Below are 24,708 nucleotides of genomic sequence, written 5' to 3' on the forward strand. Positions count from 1 at the left end.
TCTACCCCCAGTAGAATTTCGGCCAATCTGCGCGCAGCAGCACCCTACCTTCCGGTCCTTGGGTTTAAATGACAAGGCCGCCGCCGGGAACCGGCAGCGGCCTTGCAAGAAGTCTGTTGGTCTACTTCTTGTTGGAGACAGCAGCCTTCAGCTTGGAACCCGCGGTCAGCTTGACGCTGTGGCCTGCGGCGATCTGGATGGTTTCGCCGGTCTGCGGGTTGCGGCCGGTGCGGGCTGCACGGTCGGTGCGCTCAACTGCGAGCCAACCGGGGATGGTGATCTTCTCACCCTTGGCAACGGAAGTCGCGAAAATGTCGAAGACAGCGTCCAGAACGCCGTTCACTGCAGTCTGGCTGGTGCCAGCCTTCTCTGCTACTGCTGCGACCAGTTCACTACGGTTGATAGCCAATTTATGTCCTCCTGGACTACTTCGGTTATTAGAGCCTTGCACGGTCGTGAAAAGCTTCTGTCCGAAAACTTACCAGTTACGCCGCCAAGTTCCGGCAAATTCCGCGTGATCTGGCGTTTTTTCCCCGAAATTGTGGGGAATCTGCCAGTTTCGGGTACGTTTACCCCGTTCAGCCCGATAATCGCCCGTCGAAACGGGGCGGAGTGCGCGAAAAAGGCGGCGGTCCGAAGACCGCCGCCTTTTTCATGAGGCTATTGCCTGCCGGTTTTTACCAGCTGGACTTCTTGATGCCCGGCAGTTCGCCGGCATGCGCCATGTTGCGGAAGCGAACACGGGAGATGCCGAACTTCTGGAGGGTGCCGCGGGGACGACCGTCGATCTGGTCGCGGTTGCGCAGGCGGACCGGAGAAGCGTTGCGGGGCAGCTTCTGCAGGCCCAGGCGGGCTGCTTCGCGTGCCTCGTCGGTTGCGTTTTCGTCAACCAGGGTCTTCTTCAGTTCGAGGCGCTTTTCGGCGTAGCGCTCGACGATGACCTTGCGCTGCTCGTTACGAGCAATCTTGGACTTCTTTGCCATGTCTTAGCGCTCCTCTCGGAATTCGACGTGCTTGCGGATCTTCGGGTCGTACTTCTTCAGGACCAGACGGTCCGGGTCGTTACGACGGTTCTTACGCGTGACGTAAGTGAAGCCGGTGCCCGCAGTGGACTTCAGCTTGATGATGGGACGTACGTCCTTGTCCTTTGCCACTAGAGCTTCACACCCTTCGCGATCAGTTCGCCGACGACGGCGTCAATACCGCGGACGTCGATGGTCTTAATGCCGCGGGCAGAAAGCTGCAGCGTGACGTTACGGCGCAGGGACGGAACCCAGTAGCGCTTCTTCTGAATATTCGGATCGAACCGGCGCTTGTTGCGGCGGTGCGAGTGCGAAATGCTGTGGCCAAAGCCGGGTACGGCTCCGGTCACCTGGCAATGAGCTGCCATGATCTCTCCTCCAAGTTTTAGTAAATATTGACGGACCTGCACAGATACAGCGGTGTAGCTGCCTCTGAATCTGCGTGTAAGAGCGCCCGTCACCAGTTTTGACACCGTTATTACTGCGACTTTCCGGAGGTGAACCAGGCGGGGTGAGATCCAGCCGAAGTGCCTCGCCGCGGGGAAGACGGTGAAGTCCAGGCGCTGCCTACCGCTGGTCCCCGAAGGGACCGGCTCAGCAACAACCTTAAATTCTAGGTTGACACGGGAATTCACGCAACTTACGGGCTGACCTGGACCAACTGCGCATTTCTGCCCAGCCGACACGGACAACCCGCAGGTTGCGTGACTTAACGCCTCTCCATCTTAGGGCCCGGCGGCGTTTCAGCCAAACCGGGAACCCTTCCGGTGATAGGGGCCTGGTGTGTTAAGGCTCAGCTGTTGATGCGGGGCTCGCGCAGTACCCAGCTACTCGGTTCCAGCCGCTGGACGATCTTCTTGCCCAACCGCTCCAGATCGGCAACGTCCTTGTGGTCCAGCCCGTCAAAAACCGCATCACGCACGGACTCGACGTGCGCCGGCGCAAGCTGCTCGATGGCGGAGTAGCCGTCTTCGGTCAGGGTGGCCATGGTCACCCGAGCATCCTCGGCGCAGGGGCTGCGCTTGACCCAACCGCGCAGTTCCAGCTTCTTGACCACGTGGGAGAGCCGGGACAGGGACGAGTAGGTGCGTGAAGCCAGTTCGCTCATCGGCAATGAACGGTCCCCCGCTTCGGAGAGCATGGCCAGGACGTTGTAGTCGAAGAGCGTGACTTTGGCCTCACGTTGCAAAGCACCGTCCAGATTGCCGGGCAGCAGGGTAGTTACAGCCAGCAAGGCAAGCCAAGCCTGGCGTTCTTCGGGATCGAGCCAACGTGCAGAAGTCATACCTCTATTCTGCCACATACTTGATGATTCAACTTTTCGCGCCTTCCGCGAGCGTGGCTGCATCAGATCCAGAAACCCGGCCGGAGCAGTACGGCTACACCCGCACATCCAGCCTCGCAAGCTGCGGGTATTTCGGTGCCAGGCTGTCCCCGGAGGAAACGCCGCGCAGGCGGCGGGCAATCCAGGGCCCAACGTACTCCCGGGCCCAGCGGGCGTTGGCCACCAGCGATTCACGCCGCGTCAGCGTGCTCAAGGCCGGCAGTTCCGGAAGCTCGATGAGGTCATCGGCCTGCAGCGTCTCCAGCACCCGCTTGGCCATGAGGGTGTGGCCGGCGGCGGACATATGGAGCCGGTCTTCGTCCCAATACCGCCAGTCCTGGAACTCCCGCATCCGCCAGTAATCCACAATCCGCGCGCCATGCTTTTCGGCGATTTCGCGCACCCACTCGTTGTAGATCGCCGTGCGTCCCCGCGTCTTGCCGAAAACGGCCGATCCGGCGGAGTCAAAACCGGTGAACATCACGACGTCGGCGCCGGACTGCGTAAGTCTGGCGATGCCGCCGTCGTACGCTTTCATCATTTCGTCGATGTCCACACTGGGCCGCAGGATGTCATTGGCGCCAGCGTAAATGGTCACGAGCGTGGGCTCCAGCGCCAACGCCGGTTCGATCTGTTCAGCGAGCACTTGCCGGATCTTCTTCCCGCGGATCGCCAGGTTGGCATAACCCCAGCCCTGGTCCGCCAGCATCAGCTGCTCGGCCACTCTGTCCGCCCAGCCGCGCACGCCGTTAGGCAGTTGCGGGTCCTTATCGCCGACGCCCTCTGTGAAGGAGTCACCGAGCGCCACAAACCGTTGAGTAAAAGTCACCCTGACAGATTAACAAACGTTTCGGCGTGACTGTTGGGGTCCGGCTTCAGACGGGCTGTTCCGCGAGGTGCCGGCGTTTGGATAGTCAGTGGCTCAGCTGCATCCGTTGGAGGATCGTGGCGGAGATTTCCTCGACCGACATGGAGGCGGAGTTCATGTAGGGCACCCCGTTGGACCTGTACATCTCCTCGGCGTTACGCAGTTCATAGCTGCATTGGGCCAGCGAGGCGTAGGTGGTGTCCGGGCGGCGTTCCTGGCGTATCTGGCTCAGCCTGACCGGCAGGGAGGTCAGCCCAAAGCATTTGTGGATATGGGGCAGCAGCGGCTCCGGGAGCGACTGCCGGGAAAAATCCTCCTCGATCAGAGGGAAGTTCGCAGCCGAAATCCCGTGCTGCAGCGCCAGGTACATTGCTGTCGGAGTCTTGCCGCACCGTGATGGGGCGATAAGGATCAGCGCCGCGCGTCCGAGGGCGCGGATGGACTGGCCGTCGTCGTGTTCCATGGCGTACTCGACGGCGGTCATGCGGGACTGATAGCGGATGGCGTCGCCAACCCCGTGGGCCCTGCCCGATTCTCCGCTGGCTGTTGCCTGCAGGGCACTCTCCAACTGTGCGATGTGGGCATCGTAGAGGTCCACAAAGTGACCCTTGCTCTGCGAGAGGATCGCGCGGATGTCCCGATTGACCGCCGTCGAGAAGACGATCGGCCGCGGACCCGCCGCCGCGAGGCGGTCAATCGTGCCGACGACCCGTCTTGCCTCCTCGGTGGTGGTGATAAAGGGAATGGTGCGGCGTTCGAACCGACGGCCGGGAAACTGGGTCAGCAAAGTGTTGCCCAGGGTCTCGGCGGTGATGCCGGTGCTGTTCGAGAGGAAGAAAACCACGGGAGCGGGTGCGCGCTCCGCCCCCGTGGTTTTGAGTTCGCTGGTGTTGGTCAACGGGTCTGTCCCGGATCTGCGCTCGAGACCGCGGAGCGGTTGCCGGTCCGGGCCAGGCGCAGCCAGGTGTCCGTCACTGCGTCGGGGTTGAGCGAGATGGAGCTGATGCCTTGCTCCAGCAGCCATTCGGCGAAGTCCGGGTGGTCGCTGGGGCCCTGGCCGCAGATGCCGACGTACTTCCCGCGGGCACGGCAGGCGGCGATCGCCATCTCCAGGAGCTTCTTCACCGCGGGGTTGCGTTCGTCGAAGCCGCCGGCAACGAGCGCAGAGTCCCGGTCCAGGCCGAGGGTGAGCTGGGTCAGGTCATTGGAGCCGATGGAAAAGCCGTCGAAGTAATCCAGGAATTCATCCGCCAGCAGCGCGTTGGCCGGCAGTTCGCACATCATGACGATCTGAAGCCCGTCCTCACCGCGGCGCAGGCCGTTGGCGGCGAGCAACTCGGTCACCCCCTGCGCTTCCTCAAGGGTGCGCACGAACGGGACCATGAGCTTGATGTTGGACAGGCCCATCTCGTTGCGCGCGAACTTCAAGGCCTCGCACTCGAGCTCGAATGCCTTGCGGAACGACGGCGAGAGGTACCGGGAGGCGCCGCGGTAGCCGATCATCGGGTTCTCTTCGACCGGCTCGAAGGCTGGGCCGCCGAGCAGGTTGGCGTACTCGTTGGACTTGAAGTCCGAGAGCCGGATGATCACCGGTTCCGGCGCAAAGGCGGCGGCGATGGTGGCGATGCCCTCGGCCAACCGGCGGACGTAGTAGTCCCGGGGCCCGTCGTAGGCGGCGGTCTTTTCCCGGATCTGCTGCACCGTGTAGTCGGACAGCGCGGCGGGGCGCTCGATCTCGCCTGCCAGGGCCAGCAGGGCGTTGGGGTGGATGCCGATCTGCCGGTTGATGATGAATTCCAGGCGGGCCAGGCCGACGCCGCTGTGCGGGAGCCGGGAGAAGCCGAAGGCCTGTTCGGGGGTGCCGACGTTCATCATGATCTGAACCGGCGCCGGCGGCATCGTGTCCACCGTGGTTTCGTGCAGCGTGTAATCGAGCAGTCCCTCGTAGACCAGTCCGGCCTCGCCCTCGGCGCAGGAGACGGTCACCGGTGCTCCGTCGGTCAGGATCCGGGATGCGTTTCCGGTGCCGACCACAGCCGGGATGCCCAGTTCCCGGGCAATAATCGCCGCGTGGCAGGTGCGACCCCCGCGGTCGGTCACGATCGCCGCGGCCTTCTTCATGATCGGTTCCCAGTCCGGGTCCGTCATGTTCGCCACCAGGACGTCGCCGGGCTGGAAGGAGGCCATCTGGTCGATGGAGGTCAGCACGCGCACCTGGCCGGCGCCGATACGCTGGCCGATGGCCCGGCCTTCGGCCAGGACCTTGGAGTGCTCGTTGAGCTTGTAGCGGGAAATGGTACCGCTGGCCTGGCGGGACTGCACGGTCTCGGGGCGGGCCTGCAGGATGTACAGTTCCCCGTCCACGCCGTCCTTGCCCCACTCAATGTCCATGGGGCGGCCATAATGGGCTTCGATCGCCACCGCATGCCGGGCGAGCTGCTCGACTTCGGCGTCACTGAGGCTGAACCTGCCGCGCTGCTCGCGGGGCACGGGTACGAAATCGACCGTCCGGCCGACCTCCCGGGAATCGGTGTAGGTCATCTGGACGGCTTTTTCGCCGAGTCCGCGCTTGAGGACCGCCGGACGGCCCGCGGCCAGCGCAGGTTTGTACACATAGAACTCGTCAGGATTCACCGCTCCCTGGACCACTGCTTCGCCCAGGCCGTAGGAGGAGGTGATGAACACGGCGTCGTCGAAGCCGGACTCGGTATCCATCGTGAACATCACGCCGGAGGTGCCGATGTCGGAGCGGACCATGCGCTGGATACCGGCTGAGAGGGCAACCTCCGAGTGGGTGAAACCGTGATGGACCCGGTAGGCAATGGCCCGGTCATTGTAGAGCGAGGCAAAAACGTCCTTGATCGCGTGGAGGACGTTCTCCACGCCACGGATGTTCAGGAAAGTCTCCTGCTGGCCGGCGAAGGAAGCATCCGGCAGGTCCTCGGCCGTGGCGCTGGAGCGCACTGCCCAGGACACCTCCGCATCCCCACCGTGGCTTTCAACCAGTTGCCCGTATGCGGCCCGGATCTGCTCCTCGAAACCGGCCGGGAACGGAGTCTGGCGGATCAGGTCCCGGATCTGCGTGCCGGCCTGCCCCAGTGCGGTCACGTTGTCGCTGTCCAAGTCGTGGAGGACCGCGGCGATCCGATCGTCAAGGCCGGACTCGCGCAGGAAACGCCGGTAGGCGTCCGCCGTCGTGGCGAAACCGTCAGGAACCCTGACCCCGGCCGTGGCCAGGCCGCGGATCATCTCCCCAAGGGAGGCGTTTTTGCCTCCGACCTTCTCAAGGTCGGACAGGCCAAGTTCGGAAAACCAAAGAACGTCGGTCATGGGTTGTGCTCCTATGCTTGAACGCGCTGATCAGCGCTACGAACGAAATCGGTAATGCCCGGGGATGTCCGGGCGGAGTCCGGCGGTACGGGCGGCTGCAGTGCTGCGGAAACCTGCCCGAGCAGGATTCTGTGGTTTCCGCTGCAATGGAGTTATCTTGGACTTCGGCCTCGCGCCGGACTTCGGGTATACCCGAAGATCACGGAAGGACCGGCCGCGGAGATCGTCTTGGAGGTCATCAACAGGCCCGTGCCGATCGCCCCGCGGACGGCGACCAGCTGGATACGGCGGTTGGAGAGCTGGCGCTCAAGGTGGGGGGCTTCACCCATCGCGGTGGAGGCAGGTGGAATGGTCATGAGGAACTCCATCGTTCAAGTGCCACAACGGCAGCACTTTGATTCGGGTTCCTCCCCGCTCTGTCGTGGACCTGAGAGATTCCGCGTCCCCTGCTCTCGCAGGCGCCGCTTGCACCGTCGGTGAGCCAGACTGCTGCCTGACTGCTTTCCAGAGTTGCCTAACCGCGGCGGTACGTGGGCCTGAGAGATTCCCGGGGAGGGTTTGCTCCTACGGCGCCTGCTGAACGTACCGGCAGGACTCTCCCGCCGCAGATCATAAGCACTGCCCACCTCCAGGTGAGCAGGATCACACACTAGCGCCCCGAGGTGGCACCACGCAAGCAAACTGCGTCAATCGCTTAAATTTTCGCAACGCAGGGCAATTGTGACAAAGGCTTGGGAAGCGATAAACGGTCTCACACCAAGATCCCGACCGCGGGTGCGCGGAAAAGACTTCAGCAGGTTAACTGCCCGTTCCCGCCGAAGAGTCCGCGGCGTACGCTGGAGGGTACTTCTGCTAGGTCCGGGCGGGGCGGATCCGGACAGCTTCCTTCGGGGAACAGACATGGCGCATGCACAGGCCCGCGGCGGCCAGCATCGGCTGGCCGGAATTGTCTGCGTGCTGTGCCTGTTTGTGCCGCAGCCGGCTTTGGAAGCCGGCAGGCTGCCCTCGCACGCTGCCAGTACCCCCACCGCCGCCGCCGTTCCCGCCGTCGGGCTGGTGCCGCGGGACATCGAAATTGTCTCGTCACCGGTGGCTGCGGGCGAGCCCGTGGTGGGCGGGGAGCTGTCTTTGGAAGGCTTCGAATTCTCCGCACCGGGCTCCGTCCTCACCTACGACTACAGCTGGCGGGACACATTGGACGGGCACCCCGACGGCTACCATCGGGTCCTGTCCCTGACGCCGGACTGGCGCGGCGTGACCGTCACTGGCAATGTCGAGGCTTCGGCGGACAACTATGAAACGACCCCCGCACAGGCCCGGCCGGTCCGGATCTACTCACGCACCTTCTCTCCGGAGAACCGGAGCGAGTTCTTTGCCCGCACGCGGGACGGATCCCTATGGTATGTTCCGTCATCCCCGACAGGCCGGTTGGGAACGGCAAGTACCAGCGCCGAAAAGTGGCCCAAGGCCAGGGCAATGGACTCGGCAGGCGATTTCGACGGCGACGGCCGCCATGACATCCTCACCCTGCACCGGAACGGCGTGCTGTTGCTGCATCCCGGCGACGGCTACGGCGAAACCAAGCCGCTCCGGGCACTCGGCTCGGGCTGGACCGGCGTGCGCGAATTCTTCCTGCCCGGCGATTTCGACGGCGATTCCAGACCCGACGTCATTACCGGCGACGACAGCGGGGCGCTGTGGCTGCACCGGGGAGGCGCGTCTGGCCTGCGGCCGCGGACGCTGCTCCTGCACAGCAACCGCACGCCGGCCCGTGTATTCTCCCCCGGCGACTTCGACGGCGATGGAATGGCCGACATCATGTCTCTGGATGCTGCCGGCAGATTCTGGCTGCTGGCCGGGACCGGCAGCGGGCAGGTCGAGGACCCGGTGCCGGCGGGAAGAGCGCGGTTCAGGGTGATGTCCGTTGCCACGCCCGGCGACTTCAATGCGGACGGAACTACGGACCTGATTGTCCTCAACGCGACCGGGATGCTGCTGCTTCTGCCGGGCACGGGCGACGGCACAATAGGTTTGCCGGTGCCGCTGGGCCTTGCCGGGCGGGGTGTGGTGGAGCTCTTCTGAGCAGACCGAGTCCGGCCTGGTCAGGCGCTGTCGCGCGGGGCATACATGAGCACGGCCACGCCGGCCAGAGCAATCGCCGCCCCGATATAGTCCCAGCGGTCCGGCCGGAAACCGTCCATCACCATGCCCCAGGCCAGCGAGCCGGCAATAAAGATTCCGCCGTAGCCGGCCAGAACCCGGCCGAAGTTGGCATCAGGCTGGAAAGCGGCAATGAAGCCATAGGCGCCCAAGGCCATGACTCCCAGCCCGGCAAACCACCAGGCCCGGTCTTCACGCACCGCCTGCCAGATCAGCCAAGCGCCGCCGATCTCGGCGAGGGCGGCCAGGGCAAAAAGGAGTACGGATTTGGCGATGGTCATGCTTCAATTCTCGCCTACGCCGAACAGCGGGAGTCCAACCCGCGTGGACCTCAGGCTTCGGCCTTGCCCTGCCGCCAGTAACCCATGAAGGCCACCTGCTTACGGTCAATACCGACGTCCCGCACCAGGTAACGGCGCAGTTCCCGGATGACCGCGGCCTCGCCGGCGATCCAGGCGTAGAACGGCCGGGTGGATTCCGCCGTGGTTTCCCACAGGATGACGTTGTCAATGTCCACGTCCTCGGGCTCGTCGCCCTCGCCTTGCCGCAGGCCGGCCCCGGGAACAACGACGGCGTTCCGCACCGCGGCATCGAGCAGCTCGCCATGCGGGCGGTCACCGCGCGCCAGCCAGCTGATTTCCATGTTGGCCGCCGTCACCAGCTCCTGGAAGTCCGCGGCGTCGGGCACTTCGAGGACGGCGTTGCCGGTCATATCCGCCGGCAGCGCGGCCAGGATGGCGGCGATCGCCGGGACAGCGGTTTCATCGCCGGCCAGCAGCACGTGCGATGCCAGGCCGGGACGCCACTCGATGCCGCCGTAGTTCTTGGCCGTGGTGCAGTTGACGGCGCCGGCGTTGGGCCCGATGATCGTGACCCGGTCCCCGGCCACCGCGCGGTCCGCCCACATCGAGGCCGGCCCGCCCTTGCCGTCGGCGTCGAAATGCATCACGAAGTCGACGTCGAGCTCCGGGATCTCGCCGTAGCGGAAGTCCCGGACCGTGTAGGTGCGCATGGAGCCGCGCGTGCGCTCGTCGAGGGACAGCCAGTGCTGGTACCAGCCTCCGGTCAGCGCGGTGGCGCCCGGGCCGGATTCCGGCGCACGGGGGTCGCCGAAAGTCGGCAGCGGTATCTCGCGACCGTCGGCGTCCAGGGCGGGAACCACAACCTTGATGCGCAGGTCCAGCGTGGGGCCGTCGACGCCGAAAAGCCTGAGCCCTTCTCCGGTGAAGGTGATCCGGCGGAAGTTCGGCGACAGTTCCCGCACGGCTGCGACGTCGACGTCGAAAGCCAGGACGGGGGTGACTGCTGTTTCGGTGGCGAGTGCCGTCATCGTGATTCTCCGTTCGAAGGGGCGGGCTTGGCGGCGGTCATGCTGCGGACGGCATGCTGCCGCCGTTGCTGTGGTGGCGTCCTACCGGGACGACCATCGGCGTGCCGGACACCGGATCCGGAATCACACGGGATTCCAGCCCGAAAACGTCGGACACCAGTTGCTCGGTCACGACGCCCGACGGCGGCCCCTCGGCCACCACCTCGCCGGCTTTCATGGCGATCAGATGGTCGGCGTAGCGCGCGGCCAGGTTCAGGTCGTGCAGCACAATGGCCACGGTGGTGCCCTTGCGCCGGTTCAGGTCCGTGACCAGATCCAGCACCTCGATCTGGTGCGTCACGTCCAGGAAAGTGGTGGGCTCGTCCAGCAGCAGGATGTCCGTTTCCTGGGCCAGGGCCATCGCGATCCAGACCCGCTGGCGCTGGCCGCCGGAGAGCTCGTCCACATCCCGCCCGGCCAGCTCTTCGGTGTCCGTTGCCGCCATGGCCGCGTTCACGGCGTCGTCGTCCTTGACAGTCCACTGGCGGAACCAGCCCTGGTGCGGATAGCGGCCGCGGCCCACCAGTTCCGCGACGCTGATCCCGTCCGGCGCCGTGGGCGTCTGCGGGAGCAGGCCGAGGACCCGCGCCACCTCGCGCGTGGAACGGGCGTGGATGTCCTTGCCGTCCAACATCACCGTGCCTGTGGTGGGCTTGAGCAGCCGGGCGAGCCCGCGCAGCAGGGTGGATTTCCCGCAGGCGTTGGCGCCCACAATGATGGACACCTGCCCCGCCGGCAGTTCCACCGTGAGGTCCTGCACCACGGTGCGCTGGTCATAGCCCAGCGTGAGGTTCCGGGACTGGAGAGTGCGCATTTAGCCTCCTCGGCCGACGCGGTTGGTAGTGACCAGCAGCCAGAGCAGGAACGGCGCGCCGAGGGCACCGGTCACCACTCCCACCGGCAAAGCCGTGCCGTTGGTCAGGAACATGGGAATCAGGTTGGCGGCGGCGAAGTCCGCGGCGAGCACGATCACCGCGCCGACGCCGGCCGCGGCCACCAGCGAACCGGCCCCGCCCAGCAGCCGGCGAGCAATGGGCCCGGCCAGGAACGCCACGAAAGCCACCGGTCCGGCTGCCGCCGTAGCGACGGCGGCCAGCAGCACCGCGGTGACCACGAGTCCCAGCCGCGCAGGGCCCACGCGAACGCCCAGTCCGGCGGCGGCGTCGTCGCCCATTTCCAGGCCGCGGAGGCTGCGCGAAAGCATCGCCACGGCCGGAAGCAGCAGCACCAGGCTGGCGGCGAGCACGGCCACGCGGTCCCAGTTGCTGGAGTTCAGCGAGCCGTTGAGCCAGACCAGCGCACCCTGCGCCGTGCGGATGTCCGTCCGCGTCATCAGGTAGCCGACCACGGCCTGCATGATCGCGGCGAACCCGATGCCGATCAGGATCAGCCGCGCGCTGGCCCCGCCGGACGCGCCGGAGCGGTGCGATACCAGGTAGATCAGCAGGGCGATCGCCAGCGCGCCGATCATCGCGGCGGCCGAGACGGCCACCCCGGTCAGCCCGAAGATCACCATGGCGGCCACGGCCGAGGCACTGGCGCCGTAGCTGATCCCGATGATGTCCGGACTCGCCAGCGGGTTGCGCAGCATGGTCTGGAAAATCGTGCCGGCCAGGCCGAACGCCACGCCGATCAACGTGCCCGTGACCGCCCGCGGCAGCTTGTTCTCCATCACGATGAAGCTCGCGCCCGGAATGTCCGCGCCGCCGAGCAGCCGGAAAAAGTCGGGAATGGTCACGGTGTAGCTGCCCAGCAGGACATTGACAAAGAAGAGAACGACGACGGCGGCGCCCAATGCCTCGACCACAACGCGGCGCCGGCGCTGGCGGGCGGAATGGTGGTTACGGCCGGAAGGGCGCTGGCGGGCGGAATGGTGTTTACGGGCGGAAGGGCGCTTGCGGCCGGAAGGGAGCTTGCGGCCGGCGGGGTGCTTTAGTCCGAGGGCGCGCTTGCCAGTGGAACCGGCGCCGGCCTTCCCTGCGCCAGATCGGTGGTGGTCTGCGAGAACGGTGCTGGTCTGCACCGTTTCCGCAGCCGGGAACCGTTTTGCGCCATCCAATGCCGCCCCTGCACCAGTGGTTTGGGCTTCCGCCGCACCAGATCGTTCTTCGCGGTCCGGGATGTCTTGCACGAGGGACGATCTCGTAGCCAAGGAACGATCTCGCGTCCCCTCCGCCGTCCCATCACCCGTTCCGGCAGGGGAACTTCCATCCCTCGGCGTCCCCGCCTTCACTGCATCGGCCGCATCCACATCGTGCAGAGCCCTACTCACAGTCCCGCCGCCTTCCGCCGCCGGACCAGCCAGATGAAGACCGGCGCGCCGATGATGGCGGTCATGATGCCGGCCTGGACCTCGCCGGGCAGCGCGATCAGCCGGCCCACGATGTCCGCGCCTAGCAGCAGCACCGGCGCCAGCACCAGCGAGAACGGCAGGATCCAGCGGTAGTCCGGCCCGGTAAACGCGCGGACCATATGCGGGATGACCAGCCCCACGAAGGCAATCGGCCCGGCCAGCGCCGTCGCCGCGCCGCACAGAATGACCACTCCAAGAGCGGTGATGGCGCGGGAGAGGCCTACTTTCTGCCCGAGGCCGCGCGCCACATCGTCGCCCAGAGACAGATTGTTCAGGATCCGGCCGGTGAGCAGCGTAATCAGCAGGCCGACCGCCACGAACGGAACGACCGGCAGGATGACGTCCCAGCCGCGCCCGCTGACGTTGCCGACCTGCCAGAACCGGAAGGCGTCCAGCGTGTCCTGGCTGCTGACCAGAATGGCGTTCATGAGCGAACTGAGGCCGGCGGTGAGCGCTGCGCCGGCGAGCGCCAGCTTGATCGGCGTCGCGCCTTCGCGGCCTAGGCTGGCAATGCCATAAACAACGACGGCGGCAACCGCCGCGCCGACGAAGGCGAACCAGATGTAGCCGGTCAGGTTGCTGATGCCGAAGACGTAGATGCCCGTAACCACTGCCAGCGCCGCGCCGGCGTTCACCCCGAGGATGCCCGGGTCGGCCAGCGGGTTCCGGGCCACGCCCTGCATGGCGGCGCCGGCAACGCCCAGGGCAGCGCCGACCAGCAGTGCCGTCACGGTCCGCGGAATCCGCGAGTGCACCACGGCATGGTCGCCGTTGGCCGGATCGAAATCCGTCAGCGCAGCGATGAGCGTTTCGAAGCTGATGGGCCGGGCACCGAAGGCCAGCGAGGCGAAGCAGACCACGGCGAGTACCGCCAGGACCACGGGGATGCCCGCGAGCGCACGGCGGTTTCCGGACTTCGCCGGAGGCCGGGGCGCCGCGGCGAGATGTTCGGAACCAGCGGAAGCGCCCTCGGGCACGGGGCCGCGGGGGCGCTGATCGATGCGGGCTGGCACGGACACCTCTGCTCCCACAGTCCACCTCCTGACCTACCGAAAAAGACTTAAGTAAGGCTAGCCTACTGTGGCGCACATTAAGAAACGATTTGCTGCCCTAATTGGCGGCCAATGTTTGCCTGGGCCAGGCTTCCGGCTACGCCGGCCTGCCGCCACTCCCCCGGAAAACGGCCACCGGATACCCGGCTCAGGCATACTCGAATCATGTCCGCACCGATCGTCCTGCTGCACGGCTGGGCCTGCCCCGCCAGCTACTGGAATCCGCTCGCCGACTACCTGCGCGGCGCCGGGCACGAGGTGCTGAACCTGGACCTACCCGGCTACCGCGGACCACTGGAGCCGGACTTCGAGTGGACGGTGGAAAACGTCGCCGCCGACTTCGCGCTCAGATTCGCCAGCACCGGACCGGTGCACTGGGTGGGCCACTCACTCGGCGGCAGCATCGCGGCCACCATCGCCGCCCGCTTTCCGCGTACGACGGCGTCACTCACCTTGGCAGGGATGGTCCCGGTCAAACCCTCGCAGGCAACCGTGGAGCGCCTCACCCGCCTGTTCGGCGGACCGGAGCAGCCGGGCGAGGAAGCCGCCGAAGAAATGATCGCCGCCTGGTTCCGCGGCGGCAACGTTCCGCAAGGTGCGGACCTCGAAAGGTTCCTGGCCCCCTTCCGGCTGCCGGCCGCCGTCGTACGTTCGAGCATGCTGGCCGGCCTGACCGGCGCGGCGGAGGATGTACCGGACGAAATCACAGCCCCCACCCTCGTGGTCACCGGAGTCCGGGATGCCACGCGGCCGCCGGACATTGTGCAGGATTTCCTTGCCGCCCACCCCATGTGGCGGCATACGCTGATTCCAGACGCCGGCCATATGGTGCATTGGGAGCAGCCCAATGCCTGCGCCGCGGCCATCCTGAACTTGCTGGCAGCGGCTGAGGACTGAGCGGCAGAGGGCTGAGCGGCAGGGGACTGAGCGGCAGGGGCTGAAGCGCCGGCCCGGCCACCGGTTACGGCTGCTTGGCGGGGTGCGTTTCCTTTTGCACCATCGGCATCACTTCGGTGGCGAGCAGCTCGATGGACCGGGCCGTGTCCGCGAACGGCAGACCGCCCAGACCCACCTGCGCCAGGCAGCGGTCGTGGCTGAAGATCTCGTACTGTTCCAGGATCTTGTCGATGACCTCTTGCGGGCTGCCGGCGAGCAGGCCGCCGCCGGGCCCGGCCCAGGCCTCGAAGGTTTCACGCGGAAAGTGCCCCATCTTCCGCCGCCTTGCCCACAGCCGGGTACCGGGCAGTAACAAAAACGCCTACCCGGGAGTAACATTGAAGGACAGCTAAAGGGTCTCCGGCCTGCGGCAGACCCTGGTCAAAGGGGACTGCCATGAGTACCGGAACTGAACAGCACCTGCCCACCGGCCAGAGCGCCGACGTCACGGAACGCGACGCACGCGCTGTGGCCGAGGCCGCCCGCGAGGCGGAATGGACGCGGCCGAGTTTTGCCAAGAGCCTCTATCTGGGCCGCTTCGAGATGGACCTCATCCACCCGCACCCGGTTCCCGCGCCCGAGGATGCGGCAGCGGGCGACGCGTTCCTGGGACGTCTGGAAGAGTACGCGCGGACCATGGACGGCGCCCGGATCGAACGCGATGCGAAGATCCCGGACGAGTATCTGGCGGAACTGGCGGAACTCGGCGCCTTCGGCATGAAAATCCCCGTGGAGTACGGCGGTCTGGGCCTGTCCCTGACATACTACGGCCGCGCGCTGATGCTGCTGGGATCCGTGCATCTTAGCCTCGGCGCCCTGTTCTCGGCGCACCTGTCCATCGGCGTGCCGGAGCCCGTCAAGGTCTTCGGCAGCGAGGACCAGAAACAGCGTTTCCTGCCCAGGTGCGCCGCGGGAGCGGTCTCGGCGTTCCTTCTCACCGAGCCCGACGTTGGCTCCGACCCGGCGCGGCTCGGCACCATGGCCACCCCGACCGACGACGGCGAATCGTACGTGATCAACGGTAGCAAGCTCTGGACCACCAACGGGGTCATCGCCGAACTCGTTGTGGTCATGGCCAAGGTTCCGGCGCACGACGGCGGACCGGGCGGCATTTCCGCCTTCGTCGTCGAAGCTGACGCGGCCGGCATCACGGTGGAAAACCGCAATGCCTTCATGGGTCTACGGGGCATCGAAAACGGACTGACCCGCTTCGACAATGTCACAGTGCCGGCGGCCAACCGGCTGGGCGGCGAAGGCAAGGGGCTGAAGATCGCGCTGACCACGCTGAACACCGGGCGGTTGGCCCTGCCGGCCCTCTGCGCGGCCTCCGGAAAGTGGTCGCTGAAGATCGCCCGCGAATGGTCCAACGCGAGGGTCCAGTGGGGCCGACCGGTGGGCCGCCACGAGGCCGTGGGAAAGAAGGTTGCCTTCATCGCCGCCACCGCGTTTGCCCTGGAGTCGGTCTTCGAGCTGTCGGCGGCGCTGGCCGACGCCGGCATGAAAGACGTGCGGATCGAGGCGGCGCTGGCCAAGCTCTGGTCGAGCGAAATGGCCTACAAGGTTGCGGACGAACTGGTACAGATCCGCGGCGGACGAGGCTTTGAGACCGCCGCTTCCCTGGCCGCCCGCGGCGAACGGGCTGTGCCGGCCGAGCAGCAACTGCGGGACCTGCGGATCAACCGCATCTTCGAGGGCTCCACCGAGATCATGCACCTGCTCATCGCGCGGGAGGCCGTGGACGCCCACCTTGCCGCCGCCGGTGACCTTGCCTCGGCAGATGCGGATCTGGCTGCCAAGGCGCGGGCCGCCATCGGAGCCAGCGGCTTCTACGCCCGCTGGCTGCCGCAGTTGCTGGCCGGGCAGGGAATGAACCCCAAGTCGTACGGCGGATTCGGCCGGTTGGCTGGGCATCTGCGGTTCGTCGAGCGGTCCTCGCGGAAGCTCGCCCGGCACACCTTCGCAGGCATGGGCCGCTGGCAGGCCAAGCTGGAACACCGGCAGGTTTTCTTGGGCCGGATCGTGGATATCGGCGCCGAACTCTTTGCCATGGCCGCAGTCTGCAGCAGGGCTGAACTGTTGCGCAGCCAGAATCCCGCCGAGGGCAAGAGCGCCTACGAACTGGCGGATGCCTTCTGCCTGCAGTCCCGCGAGCGCGTCCGGCAGCTGTTCACCGAACTCTGGCGGAACTCGGACACTCCGGACCGGCGGCTGGCCGGCAAGGTGCTGGACGGAGACTACGTCTGGCTTGAGCGCGGCGTCATCGATCCCTCCGAAGGAACCGGACCGTGGATCTCCGAGCCAGCTGAGGGGCCCTCCACGAAGGAGGACCAGCACCGCAAGTACCGGTAGGCACCGGATGACTTGGTAGGTTGTTCGTGGTGCAGCACCCTGCACTGACGCACGCCCGAGGGAGCCGATCATGGGAACGCATTGGGACCGGCTGGATAATGAGCTGCGCCCGGCCGTTGAAGCCAGCACCAAACAGTTCGAACGTGTACGCCCTGAGCTCGAAGCCGTCACCCGCGAGATGCAGACAACCATCCGCGACATCTTCCAGGAGACGGAACTGAAGCCGCTGTTCGTCACGGCACGGACCAAGACCGTCGCCTCGTTCCGGGAAAAGGCTTCCCGCACTCTGCCGCCTGCCGTCGCCGGTGATACACCGACTCTCGAATACCCCGATCCGCTGCGCGATATGCACGATATGGTCGGTGTCCGAGTGATCGTCAGCCTGCCGCACGAGATCCGCGAAGCGGCCAGCCTGATCAAACGCCAGCGCAGCGAATTCGACATCCGGGCAGACCGGGAGAAGGACATCGGCTCCATCGAGTCCGGCACGTACGGCTACTCCAGCAGGCATCTGCTCATCCGCACCATCCAGAACCCGGCGGTCAAGCGCTTCCAGGAGGCGCTCGGCGAACCGGCCAGGCCCAATGGCAGCCATGTGTTCGAGGTCCAGATCCGCACCATCCTGGCCCATGCGTGGTCCGAAATCGAGCACGACATCCGGTTCAAAGCCTCCAACCCGAGGGCGTGGAGTCCCTACTTCGACCGGCAGTTCACCGCCACGGCCGCGATGCTCGAGGCAGTGGAATCCACCTTCTCGGAACTGCATGAGCGCTACGAGACGGTTACCGGTTACTGGGACGAGGAAGGTGAAGGTGCAGCGCCGCTGACACCTCGGCGGATCCGCGAGGTCTGGCAGACGCTGCTGCCCCACGTGGACCGCAAGTCCGACGACGACTGGGGTTGGGCGGCCGAGCTCCTGGCCGCCCACGGTCTGAAGACCACCACAGATCTCGTTGACCTGCTCCAGGCGGAGGTGATTACCAGGGTCCGCGAGGCGTTGGAACACCGCTACTCCCCCGGTCCGGACCGGCTGCTCGACGACGTGCTGCTGTGGCGGTTTGGCAAACGGCACATTGAGCTGACCGCCGGCGACGACAACCACCGGCGTGAAAGCCTGCTGCGCCGCCACCGGCAGATGGAAACGTTCCGCTCCACGAGCTAACAGGCCGGGCAGCTGGGCGGAACCGCTCCGCTATCGGCGTGCCCGCCCTTTTCCGCGCCACGGCCGGGAGGCGATGAGCAGCGCCAACGAGGTCAGTACGATGCCGGCGATGGTTGCTCCGCCAACGAGGCTTCCGGCCGTAGGCCAGAGGATGTCCAGGACCAGCGAGCCCACCAGTTGGCCGCCGATCATGCCCAGGCTGGTGAGCAGAACGCCGGTGTTCGCCACGCTGAGAGTGGCGGCGCCGAGCACCAGCGTCCCCAGCGGCCCACCGGTATACAGCCACCACTGCGGGGTGAGAAGTCCGGCCTGCCCGCTGAGCGCAGCCTGGGCTGTCCAGACCGCCAGCAGCGCCAACGTGCCGGCGCCGAAGTTGAACAGGGTGGAGATGACCGGGCTGCCGTGCACCGTTGCGATCTGCCCCAGCATGCCCTGCTGAACGCTTTGCATCAGCCCGGCCGCCAGCGGCAGAAGCATGAGCAGTACCAGCAAGCCAGTGTTAAGGGAGCTTCCGAAATGCGGCAGCGCCGCCGTCACCGCGGCCGCCAGCGCCAGCACGGCGCCGGCGATACGGACACCGTTGACCGGAATCTTCTGCCCCGAGCCAAGTCCCAGCCGGTCGACAACCAGGCCGGAGGCCAGCTGGCCGGTAACCACGGCGATCGTGAACAGCGACAGGCCGATGGGACCAACGGCCACGGTCTGTGTGAAAACGTAAAACGCCCCGATCAGTCCGGCCAGCAAGTACCACGTCGGGTACCTCCGCTGCCGGAACAGGCTGGGTACCCGGCGCAGGCGGGCGCGCGCGGACGGAAGAACCATGGAGAACACCAGCACGGCGATGAAGCCGGTGCCGAAGCTGATCAACGCGGCACCGACCCGGTCCTGCAACTGCACGCCCAGCTCACTGTTGAGCCGTCCCTGCACGGCCAGTCCCATCCCGCCGAACACAGCCAAGACCAAAGCCAGCGCTGCCGGCACCCGGATGTCGGCGCGGGAGGGGCCGGAACCATGAGGCGCCGAGGTATCAGCTGCGGCACTGCTGTCACGGTGTCTGGTCACGCTGTCGATCGTATCGCCATGCCTCTCCGCCAGAGCCAGCGCGCGGGAATCCGGCTGAATTTCCGAAGGGCGGCTGAGCTACCGGAGGGCTTGACCTTGACGCTACGTCAACATGCATAGTGAAGGACATGAAAAAGGCAGAAGGGAAGCCGCCGCATGGAATGGTCCATCCAGGAGGTCGCCAGGGCCGCCGGCACCACCAGCAGAACCTTGCGCCACTACCAGGACATCGGCCTGCTGGCACCCAGCCGCATCGGCCACAACGGGTACCGCTATTACGACGACGGCTCCTTGCTGACGCTGCAGCGCATCCTGCTGCTGCGCCAGTTGGGGCTGGGTCTGCCGGAGATTGCCAAGGTAGTGCACGGCCGCACCGAAACGACTGCCGCACTGCGCGGACACCTGGAAATCCTGCTTCAGGAACGGGACCGGATCGAACGCCAGATCGCGTCGGTCCAGTCAACAATCAACAAGACGGAAAGAGGCGAGCAGCTGATGGCTGACGAAATGTTCGATGGTTTCGAGCACACGAAGTACAAAGAGGAGGTCGAAGAACGCTGGGGCGCGGAGGCCTATGCCAAGGGCGACCAGTGGTGGCGCAATCTGAGTTCGAGCGAACGTACGGCCTGGATGGACCGGACGAAGGACCTCATGGCGGCCTGGACCGCCGCGGCAGCATCAGGCATCCCGGCCGACAGCGCTGAAGCCCAGACCTTGGCTCAGCGGCAGTTCGACTGGCTCGCCAGTGCGAACGGCGGCCAGGAAATCTCCTACGGGTACTTCACCGGGCTGGGCGAAATGTATGTGGCGGACCCGCGTTTCGGCGCGAACTACGGCGGCGAGGCCGGCGCCGGATTCGTCCGGGACGCCCTGAGAATCTACGCGGACCGCCACCTGGCCACGTAGGCCGGGGCCAGCAGGGACTCAGCTCAGGCGAGTCCGGGTGGTTCGATCCGTTCCCGGCAGGCGGTGACGAAGGCCTCCAGCAGGGCCTCAAGCTGCCCGTCAGGGGTGCCCTCGGCCTCGGGATGCCATTGCACGGCGAGCAGCCACCCCTCGTCACGGCGTGCCAGCTCCACCGCTTCCACCACGCCGTCGGGAGCGGCCGCCACTACCCGGAGCCGGTCGCCGAGCCTGCGGACGGCCTGATGGTGTCCGGACCGGACCATCGTTTCGCCCGGGCCGAGCGCTCCGGCCAGCAAGGTTCCGCGGCCGATCGCCACCGGATGGGTGGCCATCGGCGGCCGTTCCTGGTGGATCTTGTGGAGCGACTCCGGTCCCAGGTCTTCGGTCAGGGAACCGGCGAAGGCCACGTTGATGAGCTGCAGTCCGCGGCAGATTCCAAGGACCGGCCGGCCGTTCTCGACGGCGCCGATGACCAGGTCGATCTCGGTCTCGTCCGCCATCGTGTCGACGCAATGCACCGTGGGCTCATCGGTATTGCCGCCGTACCGCGCCGGGTCCACGTCTCCGCCGCCGAGAATGAGCACGCCGTCGTAATCCTTGGCGGTGAACACGTGTCCGGAGGAGGCGTTGATAACGACGGCGTTGGCTCCAGCCGCGTGCAGGCCTGCCACCGCCCGCCGGGCCAGATCCGCCAGCACCTCCGAGAACCACGCCGGATGGGAGGCCGCGTCCTGCGCATAGCTGACCGCAATCCTCGGCCGCAGCTGCGTCTGGGCGGAGGTGCCGCCGTCGTTGTTCATGCCGGGTAAAGGGGGTTGTGCCCGGCGCTCACCCGCTCCGAGTCGCGGACCGGTCCGGGCGCGGTGCCGTTGCCGAAGGGGCTGCCGCCGAGGGCGTCGCGGCCGTGGTCGCTCAGCCAGTTGGCCAGGTCCGGGCCCTGCGGGACGATCTGCGTGGGGTTAATGTCCTCGTGCACGATGTAGTAGTGCTGCTTGATCTGCTCGAAGTCGATGGTATCGCCGAAGCCGGGGGTCTGGAACAGGTCGCGGGCGTAGCCCCAGAGCGCGGGCATCTCCGTGAGCTTGTTCCGGTTGCATTTGAAGTGGCCGTGGTAGACCGGGTCGAAGCGCACCAGCGTAGTGAAAAGACGCACGTCCGCTTCGGTGATGGTTTCCCCCATCAGGAAACGGCGGGTGCTGAGGCGTTCCTCGAGCCAGTCCATCGCCGTCCACAGCCGCTCGTAGGCCTTGTTGTAGGCCTCCTGCGAGCCGGCGAAACCGCAGCGGTAGACACCGTTGTTGACCTCGGTGAACACCCGCTTGTTTGCCTCTGCAATCTCCTCGCGCAGGTGCTCCGGGTAGAGGTCCGGTGCGCCCTCGCGGTGGAACTCGGTCCATTCGGTGGCGAAGTCCAGCGTGATCTGCGGGTAGTTGTTGGTCACCACGGCGCCGGAGGCGACATCGACGACGGCGGGAACCGTAATGCCCCGCGGGTAGTCCGGAAAGCGCTTGAAGTAGGCCTGCTGCAGTCGCTCGATGCCCAGGACGGAGTCCTTGCCGCCGTCGTCCAGGTCGAAGGTCCAGCTGCGCGCATCATGGGTGGGGCCGGGCATGCCGATGGAAAGCACGTCCTCAAGTCCGAGCAGGCGGCGGACAATGATGGTTCGGTTGGCCCAGGGGCAGGCGCGCGCGGCGACCAGGCGGTAGCGGCCGGGCTCCACCGGCCAGCGCCCTTCGTTGGGGTTGTCCCCGCCGCGGACAATCCTGTCTTCGATGTAATGGGTGTCCCGGGTGAACTCTTCGCCGGTGTGGACGTAGGCACCCTTGGTGCTGTACTCGCTGGCGGGGGCTGAGTTTTCGGTGCGCGCGCTCGTCTGGCTCATGCTTTCACCCTATCCCGCAACCGGCGCGGGCTTCCATGGCGACGGGAATTTGCGGAGGCCGGACGGCCTATCGCATCCGGTCGGGCCTCAAGATCCCGCCTAGATGTGACACTCATCGCTAGGGTAAGGGTCTAAGGCAACAAATTGGCGCCCTACGCGCCGACAACGACGTCGCTACGCAGGAGGTTTCCATGTCATCTGTAAGCAGCAAGGGAAGAAACCCGGTCTCCGCTTTCATGCGCCCGGTCAATTCGCTGGTGGAGCGGTACATCCCCAGTGCGCTGGTTTTCGCGATCGTGCTGAGCGTGGTGGTGGCGGTCATGGCCCTGATCCTCACCGACGCCGGGCCGGTCGAGGTCATCAAGGGCTGGGGCGACGGACTGTCCGGCCTGCTCGCCTTCATGACGCAGATGGCGCTGATCCTGCTGCTCGGCCACACCTTGGCCAACACGCGGCCGGTCAGGAAACTGCTTTCGTTCCTGGGCGGCCTGCCGCGGGGCCCCATCCAGGCCTACGTCTTCGTCTTCGTCATCGCCGCGATCGCTTCCCTGATCACCTGGGGGCTGGGCCTGGTGGTCGGCGCCCTGCTGGCCAAGGAGGTCGCCGCGCAACTGCGGGCCAAGGGCGTGCGGCTGCACTTCCCGATGCTGGTGGCCGCCGCCTTCTCCGGCTTCGTCGTCTGGCATATGGGCTACTCCGGCTCCGGGCCGTTGACCGCCGCCACCGAGGGGTCCTTCCTGGCGGAGCAGATCGGCCGCACCATCCCGGTCAGCGAAACCACATTCTCGCTCTGGAACATCCTCGCCGCCGTGGCCACGGTCATCGTGGTTGGCGGCGCCCTGGCCCTGGTGGCGCCTCGCGGCGATGACAAAATTGTGGAGCTTGCGGTGGATGCCCGGGAAGGCGAAGCGGATCTGGACGACGAGGTGGTCACGCCGGCCGACCGTGTGGATGCCAGCCGCATCCTGACCCTGGTGGTCGGACTGGCGCTGGTGGCCTACCTAGTGATCCACTTCAGTCAAGGCGGCACGCTGACCCTGGACATCGTGAACTGGTCCTTCCTGACGCTGATCTTCCTGCTGGTACGCAATCCGTTCGAGCTGATCGCGCTGATCAAGAATGCCGCGTCCAACGTCGGTGACATCCTGCTCCAGTTCCCGCTCTACGCCGGCATCATGGGCATCATGACCACCACCGGGCTGATCACCGTGCTGTCCGATTTCTTCGTGAACGTTTCCACCCCGCAGACCTTCGGCTTCCTCGCCCTGCTCTCCGCCGGACTGGTGAACTTCTTCGTCCCTTCCGGCGGCGGCCAGTTCGCGGTCCAGGGGCCCATCATGCTCGACGCCGCGGCCCGGCTCGACGTGGATCCGGCGGTAGCCATCATGGCGGTGTCCTACGGCGATCAGTGGACCAACATGATCCAGCCGTTCTGGGCGCTGCCGCTGCTGGCCATTGCCGGGCTGAAAATGCGGGACATCCTCGGCTACACCGTCATCACGCTGATCGCTTCCGGACTGGTGTTCTCCGCGACCCTGCTGATTGTCGGGGCCGGCTGAGCAGCCTGCGCCGGGTCCCGGTAGGCTGACCGGCCGCCGGGGCCTCCGCCCAGTCCCGGAGCCGGATTCAGCCGGCGAAGGCGAACCTGTCCCTGCCGGCAAACAGGCCGGTCACGGCCTGCGCGGCGGAAACCATGCACAACAGGATCAGCGACGCCTCCCACCCGCCGGTGGCTGCGAACAGGCCGCCGAACAGCGGCGGCCCGGCGGCCGCCAGCAGGTAGCCGATAGACTGGGCCATCCCGGAGAGTGCGCTGGCTTCCCGGTGCGTTCGCGTACGCAGTCCGAACAGCGCCAAGGCCGTCACCAGCGAGCTGCCGCAGCCGAACCCGGCCACCAGCACCCAGAGCAGCATGGCGCCTGGCAAGAGCAGGATTCCCAGCACGCCGGCAACAATCAGCAGCGGGGGCAACGCGGCAGGGAACCGCTGGTTCTTCCCCTTCAGGATCAGCGGGGTCAGCAGGCTGGAGACGATGCCGATCAGCTGGAACATCATCAGGTCCCAGCCGGAGGCCACGTCCCCGCGTCCGTGCGAGCGTTCCAGAGTGGGCAGCCAGGTGATCAGAATGTAGAACGCCATGGATTGCAGCCCCATATACAAGGTGACTTGCCAGGCGACGCCGGACTTCCACACGGATCCGCGGACGGGCGCCGGCACGGCCGCATTGAGCTGGGCCTGGGCCGAGCTGGCACGGACCCGCAACCGAGGCAGCCAGGCCAGCACGGCAGGAATCGCCAGCACCACGTAGATGACGAGGGCAAAGCGCCAGCCGGCCGGTTCGCCGTCGTTAATTGGAAGCAGCGACAGCGGCACCGAGAGCCCCGCGCCGAGCGAGGCAATGCCGCCGAGCACGGCTGAGTAGGCGCCGGTGAGCGTGGCCATCTGGTCCGGGAAGTCCCGCTTGAGGATCGCGGGCAGCAGCACATTGCCGACGGCGATGGCCGCGCCGATAATGAACGTTCCCAGCCAGAGATTGGCGATACTGCCCGGAGCCGGCCGCAGGAAGGTGCCTGCGATGAGCAGCAGGAGCGCGGCGAAGACGGTACGCTCCACCCCGAACTTCTCGCTTATCCCGTGGGCCAGCGGGGAGATGACGCCGAAGGCCAGCAGCGGGACGGCAGCCAGCAGGCCCAGCGCCGCAGCGCCCAGGCCGGTGTCGGCCCCGATCTGGTCCAGCAGCGGTCCGACGCTGGTGAGGACCGGCCGCAGGTTGGCGGCGACCAGCAGCACGCCGGTGATGAGCATGCCGCCCGACAACGCCCGCCGCGCTCCGCTGACCGTATCCGCCACTGCCCCACCCCGTTGGTCGTGCCTATGCCTTACAGAATTCTCCGCCCGCATGCGGGCACAACAAGACTATGTGATGGGAAGCA

At 66.2% G+C, this 24,708-nt stretch carries 24 protein-coding genes, 1 pseudogene and 1 riboswitch; of the genes and pseudogenes, 6 read left to right on the forward strand and 19 right to left on the reverse strand.

Going from position 1 to position 24,708, the window contains the following annotated elements:
* Positions 1-121: 121 nt before the first annotated feature.
* From AC3A4M_RS17100 to AC3A4M_RS17140, 9 genes and pseudogenes are all read right to left on the reverse strand, one after another.
* Positions 122-409: an HU family DNA-binding protein gene (locus AC3A4M_RS17100; RefSeq protein WP_074701034.1), complete on the reverse strand. Its 288-nt coding sequence runs from the start codon at positions 407-409 to the stop codon at positions 122-124.
* Between the two features lie 268 nt (positions 410-677).
* The gene (rpsN, locus tag AC3A4M_RS17105) at positions 678-983 is read right to left on the reverse strand and encodes a 30S ribosomal protein S14 (protein ID WP_074701033.1); all 306 of its coding nucleotides are present in this window, start codon (positions 981-983) and stop codon (positions 678-680) included.
* Positions 984-986: 3 nt separating this feature from the next.
* On the reverse strand, positions 987-1,154 hold the full coding sequence (gene rpmG / locus AC3A4M_RS17110) for a 50S ribosomal protein L33 (protein WP_005266311.1): 168 nt from the start codon (positions 1,152-1,154) through the stop codon (positions 987-989).
* Positions 1,154-1,390: a 50S ribosomal protein L28 gene (gene rpmB / locus AC3A4M_RS17115; RefSeq protein WP_074701032.1), complete on the reverse strand. Its 237-nt coding sequence runs from the start codon at positions 1,388-1,390 to the stop codon at positions 1,154-1,156. The genes rpmG and rpmB overlap by 1 nt, the downstream gene beginning before the upstream one ends.
* A gap of 425 nt (positions 1,391-1,815) precedes the next feature.
* Positions 1,816-2,307 carry a MarR family winged helix-turn-helix transcriptional regulator gene (locus AC3A4M_RS17120; protein ID WP_498737180.1) on the reverse strand — a complete coding sequence of 164 codons (492 nt, stop codon included), beginning with the start codon at positions 2,305-2,307 and terminating at the stop codon, positions 1,816-1,818.
* 94 nt (positions 2,308-2,401) lie between these two features.
* Entirely contained in the window at positions 2,402-3,175 is a 774-nt protein-coding gene (locus AC3A4M_RS17125; RefSeq protein WP_498737182.1) for an SGNH/GDSL hydrolase family protein, read from the reverse strand.
* An 85-nt stretch (positions 3,176-3,260) separates the two neighbouring features.
* Positions 3,261-4,112 carry a pyruvate, water dikinase regulatory protein gene (locus AC3A4M_RS17130; RefSeq protein WP_498737183.1) on the reverse strand — a complete coding sequence of 284 codons (852 nt, stop codon included), beginning with the start codon at positions 4,110-4,112 and terminating at the stop codon, positions 3,261-3,263.
* Positions 4,109-6,544, reverse strand: coding sequence for a phosphoenolpyruvate synthase (gene ppsA, locus AC3A4M_RS17135; RefSeq protein ID WP_498737185.1), 2,436 nt, complete (start codon positions 6,542-6,544; stop codon positions 4,109-4,111). Before ppsA ends, AC3A4M_RS17130 begins: the two co-directional genes overlap by 4 nt.
* A gap of 188 nt (positions 6,545-6,732) precedes the next feature.
* Positions 6,733-6,900 (reverse strand): annotated as a pseudogene (locus AC3A4M_RS17140) (D-serine/D-alanine/glycine transporter); the annotation flags it as partial.
* Between the two features lie 158 nt (positions 6,901-7,058).
* A riboswitch (glycine riboswitch) is annotated at positions 7,059-7,156 on the reverse strand.
* A 288-nt stretch (positions 7,157-7,444) separates the two neighbouring features.
* On the opposite strand from AC3A4M_RS17140, the gene AC3A4M_RS17145 reads away from it, so the two are divergent.
* On the forward strand, positions 7,445-8,626 hold the full coding sequence (locus tag AC3A4M_RS17145) for an FG-GAP repeat domain-containing protein (RefSeq protein ID WP_498737186.1): 1,182 nt from the start codon (positions 7,445-7,447) through the stop codon (positions 8,624-8,626).
* A 20-nt stretch (positions 8,627-8,646) separates the two neighbouring features.
* Here the strand turns inward: AC3A4M_RS17145 and AC3A4M_RS17150 are convergent, their stop codons facing one another.
* The 5 genes from AC3A4M_RS17150 to AC3A4M_RS17170 all read right to left on the reverse strand — a co-directional run bounded on the left by AC3A4M_RS17150 (position 8,647) and on the right by AC3A4M_RS17170 (position 13,313).
* Positions 8,647-8,985 carry a YnfA family protein gene (locus AC3A4M_RS17150; protein WP_498732173.1) on the reverse strand — a complete coding sequence of 113 codons (339 nt, stop codon included), beginning with the start codon at positions 8,983-8,985 and terminating at the stop codon, positions 8,647-8,649.
* 50 nt (positions 8,986-9,035) lie between these two features.
* Positions 9,036-10,034 carry a siderophore-interacting protein gene (locus tag AC3A4M_RS17155; RefSeq protein ID WP_498737187.1) on the reverse strand — a complete coding sequence of 333 codons (999 nt, stop codon included), beginning with the start codon at positions 10,032-10,034 and terminating at the stop codon, positions 9,036-9,038.
* Between the two features lie 37 nt (positions 10,035-10,071).
* Positions 10,072-10,887 (reverse strand): ABC transporter ATP-binding protein, encoded by an 816-nt coding sequence (locus AC3A4M_RS17160; protein ID WP_498737189.1) that lies wholly within the window; start codon positions 10,885-10,887, stop codon positions 10,072-10,074.
* Entirely contained in the window at positions 10,888-11,880 is a 993-nt protein-coding gene (locus AC3A4M_RS17165; RefSeq protein WP_498737370.1) for a FecCD family ABC transporter permease, read from the reverse strand. It lies immediately after the preceding gene.
* A 461-nt stretch (positions 11,881-12,341) separates the two neighbouring features.
* Complete coding sequence (locus AC3A4M_RS17170; protein ID WP_498737372.1) at positions 12,342-13,313, reverse strand: FecCD family ABC transporter permease; 972 nt, start codon at positions 13,311-13,313, stop codon at positions 12,342-12,344.
* 330 nt (positions 13,314-13,643) lie between these two features.
* On the opposite strand from AC3A4M_RS17170, the gene AC3A4M_RS17175 reads away from it, so the two are divergent.
* Positions 13,644-14,375, forward strand: a complete 732-nt coding sequence (locus AC3A4M_RS17175; protein ID WP_498737191.1) for an alpha/beta fold hydrolase — start codon at positions 13,644-13,646, stop codon at positions 14,373-14,375.
* Between the two features lie 64 nt (positions 14,376-14,439).
* Here the strand turns inward: AC3A4M_RS17175 and AC3A4M_RS17180 are convergent, their stop codons facing one another.
* Entirely contained in the window at positions 14,440-14,688 is a 249-nt protein-coding gene (locus AC3A4M_RS17180; RefSeq protein WP_498737192.1) for a hypothetical protein, read from the reverse strand.
* Between the two features lie 122 nt (positions 14,689-14,810).
* Here AC3A4M_RS17180 and AC3A4M_RS17185 point away from each other — a divergent pair, with 122 nt between their 5' ends.
* Together AC3A4M_RS17185 and AC3A4M_RS17190 are read left to right on the forward strand one after the other, a co-directional pair.
* Positions 14,811-16,763: an acyl-CoA dehydrogenase family protein gene (locus AC3A4M_RS17185; protein WP_498737194.1), complete on the forward strand. Its 1,953-nt coding sequence runs from the start codon at positions 14,811-14,813 to the stop codon at positions 16,761-16,763.
* Between the two features lie 70 nt (positions 16,764-16,833).
* Positions 16,834-17,925 (forward strand): GTP pyrophosphokinase, encoded by a 1,092-nt coding sequence (locus tag AC3A4M_RS17190; RefSeq protein WP_498737196.1) that lies wholly within the window; start codon positions 16,834-16,836, stop codon positions 17,923-17,925.
* A 30-nt stretch (positions 17,926-17,955) separates the two neighbouring features.
* Here the strand turns inward: AC3A4M_RS17190 and AC3A4M_RS17195 are convergent, their stop codons facing one another.
* Positions 17,956-18,987 (reverse strand): DMT family transporter, encoded by a 1,032-nt coding sequence (locus tag AC3A4M_RS17195; RefSeq protein ID WP_498737198.1) that lies wholly within the window; start codon positions 18,985-18,987, stop codon positions 17,956-17,958.
* A gap of 156 nt (positions 18,988-19,143) precedes the next feature.
* Here AC3A4M_RS17195 and AC3A4M_RS17200 point away from each other — a divergent pair, with 156 nt between their 5' ends.
* Positions 19,144-19,893, forward strand: coding sequence for a MerR family transcriptional regulator (locus tag AC3A4M_RS17200; RefSeq protein WP_498737200.1), 750 nt, complete (start codon positions 19,144-19,146; stop codon positions 19,891-19,893).
* 23 nt (positions 19,894-19,916) lie between these two features.
* On the opposite strand, the gene AC3A4M_RS17205 is transcribed toward AC3A4M_RS17200, so the two are convergent.
* Both AC3A4M_RS17205 and AC3A4M_RS17210 read right to left on the reverse strand, forming a co-directional pair.
* Entirely contained in the window at positions 19,917-20,693 is a 777-nt protein-coding gene (locus AC3A4M_RS17205; protein ID WP_498737202.1) for a gamma-glutamyl-gamma-aminobutyrate hydrolase family protein, read from the reverse strand.
* Positions 20,690-21,775, reverse strand: coding sequence for a glutathione S-transferase family protein (locus AC3A4M_RS17210; RefSeq protein ID WP_498737204.1), 1,086 nt, complete (start codon positions 21,773-21,775; stop codon positions 20,690-20,692). The genes AC3A4M_RS17205 and AC3A4M_RS17210 overlap by 4 nt, the downstream gene beginning before the upstream one ends.
* 191 nt (positions 21,776-21,966) lie before the next feature.
* On the opposite strand from AC3A4M_RS17210, the gene AC3A4M_RS17215 reads away from it, so the two are divergent.
* Entirely contained in the window at positions 21,967-23,334 is a 1,368-nt protein-coding gene (locus tag AC3A4M_RS17215) for a short-chain fatty acid transporter (RefSeq protein WP_498737206.1), read from the forward strand.
* 67 nt (positions 23,335-23,401) lie between these two features.
* Here the strand turns inward: AC3A4M_RS17215 and AC3A4M_RS17220 are convergent, their stop codons facing one another.
* Positions 23,402-24,625 carry a CynX/NimT family MFS transporter gene (locus AC3A4M_RS17220; protein ID WP_498737208.1) on the reverse strand — a complete coding sequence of 408 codons (1,224 nt, stop codon included), beginning with the start codon at positions 24,623-24,625 and terminating at the stop codon, positions 23,402-23,404.
* Positions 24,626-24,708 lie beyond the last annotated feature (83 nt).

Source organism: Arthrobacter sp. Soil_C_60, from assembly GCF_057656375.1.